16 protein-coding genes are annotated in these 16,486 nt (G+C 45.4%); 15 read left to right on the plus strand and 1 reads right to left on the minus strand.

The genetic code is table 11. From position 1 onward, the window contains the following. Position 1: 1 nt before the first annotated feature. From lspA to proC, 5 genes are all read left to right on the plus strand, one after another. A complete protein-coding gene (lspA, locus tag ABVF55_RS05270) occupies positions 2–463 on the plus strand; it encodes a signal peptidase II (RefSeq protein WP_023918362.1) in 462 nt (153 codons plus the stop codon). Beyond that, complete coding sequence (locus ABVF55_RS05275; RefSeq protein ID WP_023918361.1) at positions 453–1,343, plus strand: RluA family pseudouridine synthase; 891 nt, start codon at positions 453–455, stop codon at positions 1,341–1,343. The genes lspA and ABVF55_RS05275 overlap by 11 nt, the downstream gene beginning before the upstream one ends. 74 nt (positions 1,344–1,417) lie before the next feature. Then, positions 1,418–2,527 (plus strand): glutamate 5-kinase, encoded by a 1,110-nt coding sequence (proB, locus tag ABVF55_RS05280; protein ID WP_445284989.1) that lies wholly within the window; start codon positions 1,418–1,420, stop codon positions 2,525–2,527. A 10-nt stretch (positions 2,528–2,537) separates the two neighbouring features. Further along, positions 2,538–3,785: a glutamate-5-semialdehyde dehydrogenase gene (locus ABVF55_RS05285; RefSeq protein ID WP_445284990.1), complete on the plus strand. Its 1,248-nt coding sequence runs from the start codon at positions 2,538–2,540 to the stop codon at positions 3,783–3,785. Positions 3,786–3,788: 3 nt separating this feature from the next. After that, on the plus strand, positions 3,789–4,604 hold the full coding sequence (proC, locus tag ABVF55_RS05290) for a pyrroline-5-carboxylate reductase (protein WP_445284991.1): 816 nt from the start codon (positions 3,789–3,791) through the stop codon (positions 4,602–4,604). Positions 4,605–4,638: 34 nt separating this feature from the next. Here the strand turns inward: proC and ABVF55_RS05295 are convergent, their stop codons facing one another. Then, entirely contained in the window at positions 4,639–6,162 is a 1,524-nt protein-coding gene (locus ABVF55_RS05295; protein ID WP_445284992.1) for an ATP-binding cassette domain-containing protein, read from the minus strand. A gap of 317 nt (positions 6,163–6,479) precedes the next feature. On the opposite strand from ABVF55_RS05295, the gene hemW reads away from it, so the two are divergent. The 10 genes from hemW to pepV all read left to right on the plus strand — a co-directional run bounded on the left by hemW (position 6,480) and on the right by pepV (position 16,486). Next, on the plus strand, positions 6,480–7,610 hold the full coding sequence (hemW, locus tag ABVF55_RS05300) for a radical SAM family heme chaperone HemW (protein ID WP_257738453.1): 1,131 nt from the start codon (positions 6,480–6,482) through the stop codon (positions 7,608–7,610). A gap of 3 nt (positions 7,611–7,613) precedes the next feature. Beyond that, on the plus strand, positions 7,614–8,369 hold the full coding sequence (locus ABVF55_RS05305; RefSeq protein WP_021153379.1) for an acyl-ACP thioesterase domain-containing protein: 756 nt from the start codon (positions 7,614–7,616) through the stop codon (positions 8,367–8,369). Continuing rightward, entirely contained in the window at positions 8,359–9,045 is a 687-nt protein-coding gene (locus tag ABVF55_RS05310) for a hypothetical protein (RefSeq protein WP_195423349.1), read from the plus strand. The genes ABVF55_RS05305 and ABVF55_RS05310 overlap by 11 nt, the downstream gene beginning before the upstream one ends. Then, the gene (locus ABVF55_RS05315; protein WP_003007693.1) at positions 9,046–9,816 is read left to right on the plus strand and encodes a TIGR01457 family HAD-type hydrolase; all 771 of its coding nucleotides are present in this window, start codon (positions 9,046–9,048) and stop codon (positions 9,814–9,816) included. It begins immediately after the preceding gene. Further along, the gene (locus tag ABVF55_RS05320; protein WP_445284993.1) at positions 9,809–10,429 is read left to right on the plus strand and encodes a TIGR01906 family membrane protein; all 621 of its coding nucleotides are present in this window, start codon (positions 9,809–9,811) and stop codon (positions 10,427–10,429) included. Before ABVF55_RS05315 ends, ABVF55_RS05320 begins: the two co-directional genes overlap by 8 nt. Beyond that, positions 10,426–11,409: a lysostaphin resistance A-like protein gene (locus tag ABVF55_RS05325; RefSeq protein ID WP_445284994.1), complete on the plus strand. Its 984-nt coding sequence runs from the start codon at positions 10,426–10,428 to the stop codon at positions 11,407–11,409. Before ABVF55_RS05320 ends, ABVF55_RS05325 begins: the two co-directional genes overlap by 4 nt. A gap of 193 nt (positions 11,410–11,602) precedes the next feature. Then, positions 11,603–13,438, plus strand: a complete 1,836-nt coding sequence (gene uvrC / locus ABVF55_RS05330) for an excinuclease ABC subunit UvrC (RefSeq protein ID WP_445284995.1) — start codon at positions 11,603–11,605, stop codon at positions 13,436–13,438. A gap of 10 nt (positions 13,439–13,448) precedes the next feature. Continuing rightward, positions 13,449–14,291 carry a metallophosphoesterase family protein gene (locus ABVF55_RS05335; RefSeq protein WP_445284996.1) on the plus strand — a complete coding sequence of 281 codons (843 nt, stop codon included), beginning with the start codon at positions 13,449–13,451 and terminating at the stop codon, positions 14,289–14,291. A gap of 148 nt (positions 14,292–14,439) precedes the next feature. Further along, positions 14,440–15,045 (plus strand): nitroreductase family protein, encoded by a 606-nt coding sequence (locus ABVF55_RS05340; RefSeq protein WP_003001591.1) that lies wholly within the window; start codon positions 14,440–14,442, stop codon positions 15,043–15,045. A 34-nt stretch (positions 15,046–15,079) separates the two neighbouring features. Beyond that, positions 15,080–16,486: a dipeptidase PepV gene (gene pepV, locus ABVF55_RS05345; protein WP_445284997.1), complete on the plus strand. Its 1,407-nt coding sequence runs from the start codon at positions 15,080–15,082 to the stop codon at positions 16,484–16,486.

Below are 16,486 nucleotides of genomic sequence, written 5' to 3' on the forward strand. Positions count from 1 at the left end.
AATGAAGAGAAAAATAATGGTTCCAGTAGCAATTGTGCTATTGGTCCTACTGGATCAGTTGGTCAAATGGTATGTAGTCAAGAACATTCCACTGGGTGTCGTTAAGTCTTTTATTCCCCATGTGGTCAGCCTGACCTATCTTCAAAACACAGGTGCAGCTTTTTCACTTCTTGAAAATCAGCAATGGTTCTTTACCCTCATCACTCTAGTCGTGATGGTAGGGGCCTTTTACTATCTTTATAAGCACCTTAAGGGGTCGCTTTGGATGGTGATGGGCTTGACCTTGGTGATTGCAGGTGGCTTGGGGAATTTTATCGATCGCCTGCGTCAGGGCTTTGTGGTCGATATGTTCCACCTGGATTTTATGAATTTTGCCATTTTTAATGTAGCAGATAGTTATTTGACAGTTGGAGTTTTCTTGCTCCTGATCCTGATGTTGAAAGAGGAAACGCATGGAAATTAAAATCGAAGTAGCCGGTGCGCGACTGGATAAGGCTTTGGCGGATTTGACTCCCTTGTCACGAGCTGTAGCCAATGAGCAGATCAAAGAAGGAAAAGTTCTGGTCAATGGAACTGTGAAAAAAGCTAAGTATACGGTCAAAGAAGGAGACATCATCCAGTATGAAGTCCCAGAAGTGGAAGAGGTCAGCTATGAAGCAGAAGATCTGCCCTTAGACATCGTCTATGAGGACCAGGATGTCGTCGTCGTCAATAAACCCCAAGGCATGGTTGTTCACCCGAGTGCCGGCCACACCAGCGGGACCTTGGTCAATGCACTGTTATACCATGTCAAGGACCTTTCAGGGATCAATGGAGAATTGCGTCCAGGGATCGTTCATCGGATCGACAAAGACACGTCAGGCCTCTTGATGGTCGCAAAAAATGACCAAGCCCACGTCGCCTTAGCAGAGGAACTCAAAGACAAAAAATCTCTCCGGAAGTATTGGGCCATTGTCCATGGCAATCTTCCTAACGATCGGGGCATGATCGAAGCACCAATTGGTCGCAGTGAAAAGGACCGGAAAAAACAAGCAGTGACGGCTAAAGGAAAACCTGCAGTGACCCGTTTTCAAGTCTTGGAACGCTTTGGGGATTACACGCTGGTAGAGTTGCAACTGGAGACTGGTCGGACCCACCAAATTCGGGTGCATATGGCCTATATTGGCCATCCAGTAGCTGGAGATCCTGCTTATGGACCTAAGAAAACACTCAAAGGACAAGGACAGTTTCTTCATGCGCGGACACTTGGTTTCACCCACCCTCGCACAGGCGAGACTTTGGAATTTACAGCAGAAGTGCCAGCGATCTTTGAGAAAACGCTGGAAGACCTTCGAAAAGGATAATGGAGAATGGCTGAATGGAGATTCAGTCACTTTCATTACTTACGAAATAAATAGTATTAGAAAGAATCACAGCGATGAAAGCAAAACGAATCGTCTTTAAAGTAGGGACCTCGTCTTTGACCAATCCAGACGGGAGCCTCTCTAGACAGAAGGTCAAGGTCATCACCCAGCAGTTGGCTCTCTTACACGAATCGGGCCATGAGTTGATCTTGGTCTCATCAGGGGCGGTTGCTGCTGGGTTTGGTGCCCTTGGTTTTAAGAAACGGCCGATTAAGGTGGCAGACAAGCAAGCCTCTGCGGCAGTTGGTCAAGGTTTATTGATGGAAGAATATACCTCTAATCTTCTTTTACGCAATATTGTTTCTGCACAGATTTTATTAACCCAGGATGACTTTGCGGATCAACGTCGCTATAAGAATGCCCACCAGGCCCTTTCTGTCTTACTCAACCGTGGGGCGATTCCGATTATCAATGAAAATGATACGGTCTCTATCGCTGAGCTAAAAGTTGGTGACAATGATACCTTGAGTGCGCAGGTTGCGGCCATGGCCCAAGCGGATCTTTTGGTGCTGTTGACGGATGTCGATGGCCTCTATACAGCCAATCCTTCTCAGGATCCAACAGCCAAGCGTTTGGAGCGGATCGAGCACATTTCTCGCGAGATGATCGAGATGGCTGGAGGTGCGGGTAGTAGCAATGGAACTGGCGGAATGCTGACCAAACTCAAGGCAGCGACCCTGGCTACAGAGTCAGGAGTTCCCGTCTATATCTGCTCGTCTCTTAAGTCTGATGCTTTGATTGAAGCAGCAGAAGAGCAAGCGGATGGCAGTTACTTCCTTGCAGAGGATAAGGGCTTAAAAACCCAGAAGCAATGGCTAGCCTTTTATGCAGAAAGTAAAGGCGCTCTTTGGGTGGATGCTGGAGCGGCTGAGGCCTTGTTGCAATACGGAAAGAGCTTATTAATTTCTGGTGTGACCAAGGCAGAAGGGGATTTTTCTTATCAAGACATCGTCAGCGTCTATCATCAAGAGTCAGGACAATTACTAGGGAAAGGGAAAGTTCGTCTCGGCCATTCGGCTGTTCACGATATGCTCCAATCTAAAAAAGCCAAGGGAATCCTCATCCACCGGGATGATTGGATCTCGGTAACTCCTGAGATTGACCTACTCTTTACAGAATTCTAAAGGAAAATGTATGGAAACAACACAAGAACAATTAGCCTTAGCGAGATCGGCTAAGAAAAGCATCAATACGGCCAGTACAGCTCTTAAAAATCAGGCCTTAGAAGCTATGGCCAGCCAACTTCTGAAAGCGACGGAAGCCATTTTAGCAGCCAATCAGATCGATATGGAAGCGGCACGCGGGAAGATCTCTGAAGTCATGCTGGATCGCCTATTTCTTGATCAAGAGCGGATTGCCGGGATGGCACAAGGAATTCGTGCTTTAATAGACCTGCCAGATCCGATTGGGGAAGTGTTGGATACTGAAGTCTTGGAAAATGGCCTTGAAATCCAGAAAGTTCGAGTCGCCATGGGTGTTATTGGCATCATTTATGAAAGCCGTCCAAATGTGACGTCTGATGCTGCAGCGCTTGCCATCAAGAGTGGAAATGCAGTGGTCCTTCGTACTGGAAAGGCTGCCTTTCATTCTGCTCAAGCGATCGTGACAGCCCTCAAGGCTGGATTGGAAGAAGCCGGACTGAATCCAGATCTTCTCCAACTGATCCAAGATACGAGTCGAGCTTCTAGCCTTGCTATGATGAAGGCTAAGGGCTGTCTGGATTTGCTCATTCCACGTGGTGGTGCTGGCTTGATCCAAGCGGTGGTTGAAAATGCCATTGTCCCTGTGATCGAGACAGGAACTGGGATCGTCCATGTCTATGTGGATAAGGAGGCTGATTTCCAGAAAGCACTTGCCATTATTGAAAATGCTAAGACCAGTCGCCCATCTGTCTGCAATGCTATGGAGGTCCTCTTGGTCGATCAAGCGATCGCATCTGATTTCTTGCCTTTGGTTAAAGAGCGTTTAGTGGATGATCGGGAAAAATCGGTTGAGTTGCGTCTAGATGAGCAAGCACAGACTATCATTTCTGGAACAGCAGCACAGGAGCAGGATTTTGATACGGAATTTTTAGATTATATTTTAGCGGTTAAGGTCGTTGATGGAGTTGAGGAAGCGACGGACCACATTGAAGCTCATAGCACCCATCATTCAGATGCTATTGTGACTGAAAATCCTGAGACTGCTGCTTACTTCACCAAGCAGGTGGATTCAGCAGCCGTTTATGTCAATGCTTCTACACGCTTTACAGACGGGGGACAATTTGGTCTAGGTTGTGAAATGGGGATCTCGACCCAAAAACTCCATGCGCGTGGACCGATGGGACTCCGGGAAATGACCAGTTACAAATATATCGTCAATGGAAATGGTCAAGTGAGGTAAGTCATGAAAGTAGCATTTATCGGTCTTGGAAACATGGGAGCTAGTCTAGCCAAAGCAGTTGCAAAAGAAGTGGACGCGCAAGAACTGCTCTTGGTCAATCGTTCTCCTCAAAAGGTACAAGAGTTTATCAGCCAGTATGGGGGAACAGCTTCTGATCTTGAACAAGTCTTTCAAGAGGCTGAAGTAATCTTTTTAGGGGTCAAACCCTATCAGATTTGCCCTTTACTAGAAGAGTACCAAACTGTCCTGTCTCAACGCACCAATCTCTTACTGGTGTCCATGGCTGCAGGCTTGGAACTAGAAAAAATGGCTGACGTGATCCAGAACTACCAGCTAGGGCTCATTCGCATCATGCCCAATACGCCTGTGGCCATTGGTCAAGGTGTTATCAGTCTAGCCCGCTCTCAAGCAGTGACAGACCAGCAAGTAGCCAAAGTCAACCAGCTCTTATCAGGAGCAGGGGCCCTCTATGAAATTGAAGAAAAATTGATGGATCCTGCAACGGCTGTCGCAGGCTGTGGTCCAGCCTTTGTCTATCAGATGATTGAAGCCATGGCAGATGCAGGAGTAGGATTAGGACTTACACGAGAGCAAGCCTTGCAGATGGCTGCCCAGACCTTCCAAGGCGCTAGTCAAATGGTCCTAGAGACAGGCGAGCACCCAGCCCGCTTGCGAGATGCAGTTTGTAGCCCAGGTGGGTCTACCATCGCAGGAGTCAACCGCTTAGAACAAGTCGGCTTACGGGGCGACATTATTGCAGGAGTGGAAGCAGCCTATAAACGCACCCAAGAAATGGGACAAGAGGCAGCGAAGGAATAGAAGAAAAGATTGGTTTTCGCCAATCTTTTTTACGTTAGAGAGCCTCTATCTCTACCAAACCATTTTCGGTCAGGCGATAGATTTTTTGGCAGACTTCTTTGAGGAAGGTCCGGTCGTGAGAGACCGTGACTAGTCCGCCTGGGTAGTCTGCGAATAGGCGTCGAATTTCTGGTTGGGAAGTGGGGGAAAAATTGCGAGTAGGCTCGTCCAAGAGTAGAAATTGGGGACTTGTGAGCACTAGTTGAAGGAGATAGAGTTTTCCTTGCTGGCCACCAGAAAGTTCAGAGATAGGATGATGCATTTCAGAATAAGTAAAGTTGAGGGAGGCTAAATGCAATTGAATGGTGTTGATTTCTTCGCGATCACCTGAATGCTGTTGAAATTGAACGGGTGTCTGAGTTAGAGGGAGACGTTCAGTGTAATCTTGAGGCATATAGGCGGTGCGGATACTCTCATTCTTCCGTAAAATCTCCCAGATCATTTTTAGGAAAGTGGATTTCCCAACACCATTGGAACCGATAATCCCTATCTTGTCCTGCCCTTGAAGAGTGAGGGAGAGGTTCTTGACCAGGACACGGTCACCAATTGCGAGCTCTTCCTGATCTAAGAGAAGGACTCGTTTTTGAGGAGACAAGGGAGTGAGGGGAGGGAAATGCAGATTGATGATTTCCTCATCATAGGGTTGGGAAGTCATGGATTGGAATTCTCGCTCGTAGCGCTTTTCTTGTGAGAGGAGGGACTTCATTTTCTTTGCCAGGAGACGTCCGGCAGTGCTATCCTTGGTGTTTCGTAAGGAAGTTTGGACTTGCTGACGAACGCGACGGTGCTTCTCCATTGTTTTTTGGTAGGCTCGTTGATCGTTGGCCGCTTGCTGAGACTGTTGCTTAAATTGTTGTTCCCTCTGGCTACTGTAGTCTTGATAGCCTAGGTGCTCCACGATGGTTTCAGCCTCCTTGCGGTGTTTGATCTGTCTGAGGTGAATGATGGTATCCGCCGTCTGAGTCAAAAAATCTTCATGATGGGAAATAAATATTATGGCTTGGGGACTCGTTTGGATCATCTGCTGGAGCCAATCCAAGGTCTCCAAATCCAGATCATTTGAAGGTTCATCTAAAAATAGCAATTCATGAGGATAACAAAGTTCGTGAAGCAGTTGGACTTTGAGGGCTTCTCCTCCAGATAGACTTCCGATAGCTTGATCGCTTGCAAAGCGCTCGCTATTAAAATGCAATTGATCTGCCAGTCTGTAGAGGGTGGCATAGTCTAGCTCGTCCTCTCCAAAAAAATATTCTTCCAAGGTTTTTCTCTTCAATGCTTCCGGCAAAGTCTGGGGAATATAGGCATAGGAGTGAAAATTAGTGGTTATTTCTCCTTCTATGGTCAGATAATCTGGTAGAGATTTTGGGGACATAAGGACCTGAAGCAAGGAAGATTTTCCATTCCCTTCTTCGCCAATAATGGCAACTTTTTCTCCTTCATGAATAGTCAGGGACAGATCTTGAACCAGATCTCGTAAATCTTTTGTATGTCGGATAGTGAGGTGGGATAGTTTTAGCATAAGATTCCTTTCTACTGGGACAAAAAATAGCTCTACTTATTTAGTAGAGCTGTATTCATGTGGAACCCAAGCAGAAAAAACCTTATTTAGCCAACAAATGGTTGGAGAATAGGCGAGAGGGTACATAAAAAGAGATAGAACAAGCAGTCCACTAAATAAAGTATTTTATTTAACGAAACTTAGTTGTTCATATCTCCTTACCTCCGAATATGATTAGATTTATTCTATTCCTTTTATTCGTTATTGTCAAGGAATTCCTTGCTTCTTATTCCCTTTTCTTTTCGGACTCGGGGGGATTTTATGGTATAATTAAAGGTATGCATACAAAACCAACGTCCGCTTATGTCCACATCCCATTTTGTACCCAGATTTGTTTTTATTGTGATTTTTCGAAGGTCTTTATTAAGAACCAACCAGTCGATGCCTATTTGGAGCATTTGATCCAAGAATTTCGTCGGGAAGAAATCACAAACCTACGGACTCTCTATATTGGGGGTGGGACACCGACAGCTCTAACTGCGGATCAGCTAGCCTATCTGCTCAAGGAGCTGACCAAGTCGCTTGATCTGTCTCAGATGGAAGAGCTGACGATCGAGGTCAATCCTGGTGATTTGGATCCGGATAAGATTGCGGTCTTGAAGGATTCGCCAGTTAATCGGGTTTCATTGGGCGTGCAGACCTTTGATAATCGCTTGCTCAAGAAGATCGGTCGGAGCCATCAAGAGCAGGATATTTATGACAATATCGACCGTCTGAAGCTGGCTGGTTTTGACAATATTTCGATCGACCTCATCTATGCGCTTCCGACACAAACTATGGAGCAGGTCAAAGAGAATGTTGCGAAGGCTCGTGCCCTTGACATTCCCCACATGAGTCTTTATAGCTTGATTCTGGAGAATCACACAGTCTTTATGAATCGCATGAGACGGGGCAAGCTTCCTCTACCAAAAGAGGAGTTGGAAGCAGAGATGTTTGAATACATTATTCAGGAGTTGGAGCGAGCGGGCTTTGAGCATTACGAAATTTCTAATTTCTCCAAGCCTGGTTTTGAAAGTCGACACAATCTCATGTATTGGGACAATGCTGAGTATTATGGTCTGGGAGCTGGTGCATCCGGCTATGTCGATGGGATTCGCTACAAGAATCATGGCCCCATTCGTCACTATATGCAAGCTGTCGAAGAGGGAAATGCGCGTGTCCAAGAAGAGCATCTGACTCAGACAGAAATGATGGAAGAAGAGATGTTTCTAGGACTACGTAAGAAAACAGGCGTTTCCAAGAAGCGTTTTGAAGAAAAATTTGGTGTGAATTTTGACCAACAATATGGACCGGTGGTTGAGGAATTGATCCAGCAGGGACTTTTGGTCCCTGACAAGGACATTGTACGAATGACCAAGAAAGGTCTCTTTTTAGGAGACACTGTAGCAGAGAAGTTTATTTTGGAGTAGAAAATGGCAAAAACATTTGAATACAGCATGAAAATTCCGTTTGATATGAGCGATGTCAATGGTTATATTAAGATTCCCCAATTGATCTTGCTGTCTTTACAGGTATCGGGCATGCAATCGATTGAGCTGGGTATGAGTGATATGTACATTTTAGAGAACTACAATCTAGTCTGGATTATCACGGATTACAATATGAAGATCGAGCGTCTCCCTGTTTTTGATGAGAAAATCACTATCGAAACCTATGCCAAGAGTCACAATCGACTTTTCTGCTACCGGGCCTTTAATATCAAGGATGAAGCAGGAAATACTATCATTGAGATGGTCGCGACCTTTGTCTTGATGGATCGTGATACACGCAAGGTTCATCCTGTTATGAGTGAAATCACGGATGCCTTTGACTCTGAATTTTCAAAAACCATGCTCCGTGGTCCCCGTTTCAAAGAATTAGAAGGCGGCGTCGAACAAGAATACCGGGTTCGGTTTTACGACTTGGATATGAACGGACATGTCAACAATAGCAAGTACTTGGACTGGGTTTTTGAGGTGATGGGAGCAGACTTCTTGACCCATCATATCCCGAAAAAAGTTCATCTAAAATATGTCAAAGAAGTGCTAGCAGGAGGTCTCATCACCTCTCAATATGAACAAGAGGGCTTGAAAACTCAGCACCAAATTACTTCAGATAGTCAGATCAATGCCCAAGCTGAAATTGAGTGGGAAGAAGTAGAAGAAAAGGGTTGGAATTATGGAAAGTAGAAGATTAAAAAATAAAAAACAGGAACTTGAAAGCTATCAAAAACGGGTTGTGGCCTATGCCAAGCGTCAAAAGAACCCTTTGTACATGTTGGGAGATTGGCTCTTGACTCTTTGTGCTTTGGGCATCATCCTGGTAGAGGAAATTTATAAATTTTTCCGCTATCGCTTGAATTTAGAGAGTTTTAATCGCTTTTTAAGAGAAGATATACGCTGGTATCGGGTCTGGATCCATTTCACCTTGGCCTTTCTTTTACCGGTCATGATCTTCTCGATTGGGATTACTAGCCAATCAGGATCCTTCTGGTCCAATTTCTATCACCGCTTGTCTCAAGGCGTGCTCTTTAGCACAACAGTCAGCCTCGCTGCGACCTTAGTGACGGATTTTGTCGAGAATTTGCAACCAGAAACTAAGTCTGACGGGAAAAATCGGAGCACTAAACGCACGGTTTATCAAATCAGTGTGGATCAGGCAACCGTGATAGGCTTGTTATTGACCATTGTCATCCTCATGGTAGCATCCTTCTTGTTCACCCAATCGGGAAGTCAAGGGATTAATTTTACAGGTTTGGTGTTACAATTTGTCCTCTATGCTGGAGCCTTGCTCTTATATGGTTCTGGTGGACGAGTCGATGCAGAGAAGTTGCATGAAGAAGCTGACACAGAAAGGGAAGAATAAATGCACTATAAGGGCTATTTGATTGATTTGGATGGCACTATTTACAAAGGAAAATCACGAATTCCTGCAGGAGAAGCTTTTGTTCATGAACTGCAGGCGCGTGAGATTCCCTATCTCTTTGTGACCAACAATACAACCCGCACACCAGAGACTGTTCGGGATATGCTGGCCACTCATTTCAATATTGAAACCCCAGTTTCGACTATCTATACAGCTACCCTTGCGACCATTGACTACATGAATGACCAAAATTTGGGCAAAAAGGTCTATGTGATCGGCGAAGCGGGGCTCAAAGATGCCATCGAAGAAGCTGGTTATGTCATGGATGAAGAAGCACCTGATTATGTTGTCATTGGCCTCGATTGGCAAGTCGACTATGAGAAGTTTGCTATTGCGACCTTGGCGATTCAAAAGGGAGCGCACTTTATCGGGACTAACCCTGACCTCAACATTCCAACAGAGCGTGGCTTGCTGCCAGGTGCAGGATCCTTGATTGCGCTTGTTGAAGCAGCGACACGGGTCGAGCCTGTGATCATTGGCAAACCAAAGTCCATCATCATGGACAAGGCCATTGAACACCTGGGTCTTGCAAGAGAAGAAGTGGTTATGGTTGGCGACAACTACCTAACAGATATTCGTGCAGGTATTGACAATGGGATTCCAACCCTTTTGGTGACGACAGGTTTTACCAAACCAGAAGAAGTGTCAACCTTACCAATCGCACCGACACATGTTGTTGCCAGTCTAGCGGAGTGGGATTTTGATGCTTAAAAGTCTGAAATCAATTAACCTATTTTTCTTTATCTTGTCAGCTGCAATCTTTCTTACCATTGCTCTCGCTTGGGCCCTCTATCCCATGGAAATTCATTGGTTGGGGATTCAAAGCCGGACTGGTTATTCGGCTTCTGCCATCATGAAGAATTTTAATGTCTTGATGAACTACTTGACCAATCCTTTTCAATGGGTGTTGAAGATGCCTCAATTCCCCTCTTCAAAAAATGGACTGCACCATTTTGAGGCCGTCAAGTATCTATTTCACTTAGTGACGGTCGTTTTTGTGGTCACACTCCCTGGTTTTATCCAGTTTATGCGGACAGTTGTCAAAAAAGGCTACCTGGCCTTGTACCGTAGTCTCTTCTTTTGGATGATGGTTTTACCAGTGGTGATTGCAGTGGTGGCTGTTATGATTGGCTTTGATCAATTCTTTACGCTCTTTCATCAGGTCTTATTTGCTGGGGACAATACTTGGCTCTTTGATCCGCGCGTGGATTCGATTATTCTTGCATTACCAGAAGACTACTTTATGCATGCCTTTTTGATTTTCTTTGTCTTATACGAAGGAATATGTGCGAGTTTTTATCTATTTTCTAGGAGGAAGAAATGAACCAATACAACCGATTATTAGACCCTAAAAAAGATATAGGAAGGTATTCCGGGACACTTGCCATTTATCTCTTGGTAATGACCTTGGTAACCGTCCTGTGGGAAGTCCTCTTAGGCTTAACCCTAGCAGGCTCTATCAGAAAAGATCCAAGTCAAGTAACGGAGAAACTCAATGCCCTGAATGTTTGGGCAGGTATTCCCTATCTTATCTCTATTTCCATTGGACTCTTTCTCTTTAATGTCTATCGCAAGAAGGCCCTTTATAAATATGATCTTAAGCACAAGGGACGTAAGATGACTCTTTCAGTCTTCTTTATTCTTCTCGCCTTTCTTGGCTTTTCTCAAGTCTTTTCATCTGTGATGACACAAGTGATTGAGCGCATGTTTGAGACCATTGGCCTTCATTCTCCAACACCAGATCTAGGTGATACGATTGAGAGATCATGGACCATGCTCTTGTATGCTGGATTTTTTGGTCCTATCACAGAGGAATTCTTCTTCCGTGGGGCCGGCTTGCGAGGCTTGGAACGGTATGGGAAGATTTTTGCTATTGTCATGACGGCTATCTTGTTTGGTCTCTTCCATGCCAATTTTGACCAGCTCTTTTTCGCAAGTATCATTGGTCTAGGTTTCGGCTACATTGCCTTTGAATACAATATCTGGTGGGCTATTTTCTATCACATTTTCAATAATTTTGTGATTTCCCAAGGCTTGCATTATGTGGCCTATCATGTGGACGAGGGGCTAGCGAATTGGCTCCAAATTGGTGTTTTAGCTATTGGTTCCATTGTCATGATAGTGGTTCTTGCGACTAAATGGCCAGCTATCAAGGCTTATATTCAAGCCAATAAACCTCAACCGGGAGTTTTCCAGCGTGCCCTCGCGTCCTTCTGGTTCTGGTTCTTCGTGTTATTTACTATCCTGATGTCTATTGTTCCTTATGTGATTCCGATCTTCCAGATGGCTAATCTCAAAGGATAAGTATTATCAAAGGGGGGATTCTTTTAGATCCCTCTTTTTTTGCTATTAAAAAGGACAAGTGAAGATAAAAGATTGAGGATGAGTGTCTGATATACCATTTAATAATTATTTTTTACTTGGTGAAGGTGGATAACAATAATACAAACATACTAGAGAGAGGCTAACCCCTCTCTTTTTTGCTATAATAGAGAGTATGAACAACTTGATTAAATCCAAGCTCGAGCTCTTGCCGATGAGTCCGGGCTGTTACATTCACAAAGACAAGAACGGAACCATCATCTATGTGGGGAAGGCCAAGAATCTTCGCAATCGGGTGCGGTCCTATTTCAGAGGGAGCCACGATACCAAGACGGAAGCGCTGGTATCTGAGATTGTGGATTTTGAGTTTATCGTCACCGAGTCCAATATTGAGGCCTTGCTTCTTGAGATTAACCTCATCAAGGAGAACAAGCCCAAGTACAATATCATGCTCAAGGACGATAAGTCCTATCCCTTCATCAAGATTACCAATGAGCGCTATCCGCGTCTGATTATCACGCGCCAGGTCAAAAAGGATGGTGGCCTCTATTTTGGTCCCTATCCGGATGTAGGGGCGGCCAATGAGATCAAGCGACTTTTAGATCGAATTTTCCCATTCCGTAAGTGTACCAATCCGCCTTCCAAGGTCTGTTTTTACTACCATCTAGGGCAGTGTATGGCCCACACGGTCTGCCATAAGGATGAGGCCTATTTCAAGGGCATGGCTCAGGAGGTTTCTGATTTCCTAAAAGGGCAGGATGACAAGATTATCGATGAGCTCAAGGTCAAGATGACTACCGCTGCGCAAAACATGGAATTCGAGAGGGCGGCTGAGTATCGGGATCTGATCCAGGCTATTGGGACCTTGCGGACCAAACAGCGGGTCATGGCCAAGGATTTGCAGAACAGGGATGTCTTTGGCTACTATGTGGACAAGGGCTGGATGTGTGTGCAGGTCTTCTTTGTCCGTCAGGGCAAGCTGATCGAGCGGGATGTCAATCTTTTCCCTTACTACAATGATCCGGACGAGGATTTCTTGACCTATGTAGGGCAGTTTTACCAGGAGAAATCTCACCTGATCCCCAATGAAATCCTGATCCCTCAGGATATCGATGAGGAAGCTGTCAAGGCCCTAGTGGATACCAAGGTCCTCAAGCCCCAGCGTGGGGAGAAGAAGCAGTTGGTCAATCTGGCCATCAAGAATGCGCGTGTCAGTCTGGAGCAGAAGTTCAATCTCCTTGAAAAATCCATGGAAAAGACCCAAGGTGCCATTGAAAACCTTGGAAAACTCCTGCAAATCCCAACCCCTGTGCGCATTGAGTCTTTTGACAACTCCAACATCATGGGGACCAGTCCGGTCTCAGCCATGGTGGTCTTTGTCAATGGGAAGCCAAGCAAAAAGGACTATCGCAAGTACAAGATCAAGACCGTTGTCGGACCAGATGACTATGCCAGCATGCGGGAGGTCATTCGCAGACGCTACAGCCGTGTCATGCGGGATGGCCTGACGCCACCTGATCTGATCGTTATCGATGGTGGTCAGGGCCAGGTTAATATCGCTAAGCAAGTCATTCAAGAGGAGTTAGGGCTGGATATTCCCATTGCAGGCCTACAAAAAAATGACAAGCACCAAACCCATGAATTGCTCTTTGGTGATCCTCTCCAAGTCATCGAACTTTCTCGGACCTCGCAGGAATTTTTCCTCCTGCAACGGATCCAGGATGAAGTCCACCGTTTCGCCATCACTTTCCACCGCCAGCTTCGGTCTAAGAATTCCTTCTCCTCCCAGCTGGACGGCATCGAAGGTTTGGGACCAAAACGCAAGCAGTTGCTGATGAAGCACTTCAAGTCGCTGACCAAGATCAAAGAAGCTACTGTAGATGAGATTGTCACAGTCGGCATCCCGCGAGCAGTGGCGGAGGCAGTGCAAGCCAAGCTCCATCAAGGAAAGCAAGAAGAAGCAAGTCCATTGATGGAAGTGGCGGAGGATTCTGAATCATACCAATCATAAGGAGTTTAAAATGAACCATCGAATCGCTATTTTATCTGATATCCACGGAGATACGACAGCCCTGGAGGCAGTGATTGGGGATGCGCGTGCTCAAGGCGCGACAGAATACTGGCTTTTAGGGGACATTTTGCTTCCGGGGCCTGGAAGAGAGGACCTTTTTGAATTGCTGGATGCGATTCCGATTACAGCGGCTGTTCGTGGAAATTGGGACGATTGTGTCCTAGAGGCTTTGGATGGTGAGTACGGCCTTGAGGATCCGCAGGAGATCCAACTTCTTCGTCTCACTCAGTACCTCATGGAAGGACTAGATCCTAAGCGGATCGATTGGCTTCGTTCCCTTCCATTGGTAGAGAAGAAGGAGGTCAATGGTATTCGTTTTTCACTGACCCACAATTTGCCAGAAAAGAATTACGGTGGAGACTTGCGTCCAGCAAATGCGACGGAGAACTTTGACCAATTGCTGGATGACCAGACGGATCTGGCGATCTACGGTCATGTTCACAAGCAGTTGCTTCGCTATGGCAGTCAGGGCCAACAGATCCTCAATCCGGGGACTATTGGCATGCCTTATTTTGACTGGGAACCAATTCAAAACCATAGAGCTCAGTATGCTCTGATCGATGTCGAAGCAGATGGGGTGACCAACCTGCAATTTCGTAAGGTGGCCTATGACTATGAAGCAGAACTCCAAGATGCCAAGGACAAGGGTCTTCCCTTTATTGAGATGTACGAAGAGTTGAGACGCGAGGATAACTATCGGGGCCATAACATCGAGCTGCTAACTAGCTTAATTGAGAAAAACGGTTATACCAAAGAAGTAGCTGCCTATTTCAATCTTTCCAATGAATCATAGGTGGATCTCTTGTGTATTCAACCTATAAAAAAGAAGCGGATCTTCAAAATGTCCGCTTCTTTTTTCACAATCTTAGGCTGTAAAACCCTGCAAGCTCTTTCATTTTGTGTTAAAATAGAGGTAACAGAAATAGAAAAGGAAGAAGCTTATGAAATTTCTAGAGCTCAATAAAAAACGCCATGCGATCAAGCATTTCACTGACCAACCGGTCGATCCAAAGGATGTACGGACTGCCATTGAGATCGCAACCTTGGCCCCTAGCGCCCACAATAGCCAGCCTTGGAAATTTGTGGTTGTTCGTCAAAAAAATGCGGAATTGGCAAAATTAGCCTATGGTGCAAACTACGATCAAGTCATGGAAGCACCTGTGACCATCGCCCTCTTTACAGATACCGACTTGCAAAAACGGGCTCGCAAGATTGCGCGTGTCGGTGGGGTTAAAAACTTCACAGACGAGCAGTTGCAATACTTTATGCAAAACCTTCCTGCTGAATTTGCACGCTATGATGCCCAACAAACAAGTGATTACTTGGCTTTGAATGCCGGGCTTGTGGCTATGAACTTGGTACTTGCTTTGACGGACCAAGGCATTGGAACCAATATTATCTTGGGATTTGATAAATCAAAAATCAATGAAGTATTGGACATCGAAGAGCGTTTCCGTCCGGAAGTCTTGATTACGGTTGGCTATGCGGCTGAAAAAGTAGAGCCAAGCTATCGCTTACCAGTGGACGAAATCATTGACAAACGCTAAGCCAATTAGCAAATAGAAGATTGAGGAGGAATTCATGACAACAGTTGACTTTAAAGCAGAAGTAGAAAAACGTCGCGATGAGATGATGGCTGACTTATACAGCCTCTTGGAAATCAATTCTGAACGCGATGACAGCAAGGCAGATGCAGGGCATCCTTTTGGACCTGGTCCTGTAAAAGCTCTTGAAAAATTCTTGGAAATTGCCAAACGTGATGGCTATGAAACCAAGAATGTCGACAATTATGCCGGTCATTTTACTTTTGGTGAAGGAGAAGAAGAGCTTGGGATCTTTGCCCATATGGACGTCGTGCCTGCAGGTAGTGGCTGGAAGACGGATCCCTACAAACCAGAAATTATCGATGGCAAGCTCTATGCGCGTGGTTCGTCTGATGATAAAGGGCCTACAATGGCCTGCTACTATGGTTTGAAGATCATTAAAGACCTAGGACTCCCTGTTTCTAAGCGCGTGCGCTTTGTTGTCGGTACGGATGAAGAATCAGGATGGGGCGACATGGATTACTATTTCAAACATGTCGGACTTCCTGAGCCAGATTTTGGCTTCTCACCAGATGCGGAATTCCCAATCATCAATGGGGAAAAAGGAAACATCACTGAGTACCTTCATTTTGGAAATGACAACACAGGAAGTGCCCATCTTCATAGCTTTACAGGTGGCCTTCGTGAAAACATGGTACCAGAGTCAGCGACTGCAGTCGTTTCTGGTCAACTTCCAGATCTTGCTGGCCTCTTAGATGCTTTTGCCAAGGAACACCAGCTCAAGTATGAAATCTCAACTGTTGATGAAGAAACCTATACCGTTACGATTATCGGGAAATCTGCTCATGGATCAACTCCTGAAGATGGAATTAATGGTGCGACCTACTTGGCTCTCTTGTTGAACCAATTTGATTTTGGTGGTGCTGCTAAGGCTTACCTTCATGTGACAGCTTCACTTCTTCATGAAGATTTTGCTGGTGAAAAATTAGGCATTGCCCATACAGATGCTAAGATGGGACCATTGAGCATGAATGCAGGTGTCTTCCATTTTGATGATAGCCAAGCAGATAATACTATTGCCCTCAATATCCGTTACCCTCAAGGTACAGATCCTGAAACCATCAAGTCCACCCTTGAAAAGATCGAAGGAGTGGCTACAGTAAGCTTGTCCGCTCATGGTCACACACCTCACTATGTTCCGATGGATGACGAATTGGTATCCACTCTCTTGCGTGTTTACGAAAAACAAACTGGCCTCAAAGGACACGAACAAGTGATCGGTGGTGGTACCTTTGGTCGCCTCTTGAAACGTGGCGTTGCTTTTGGTGCTATGTTCCCAGACTATGTCAATACTATGCACCAAGCTAATGAATTCGCAGATGTTGAAGATCTCTATCGTGCAGCAGCTATTTACGCAGAAGCCATCTACGAATTAATCAAATAA

Source organism: Streptococcus sp. KHUD_012 (assembly GCF_052588255.1).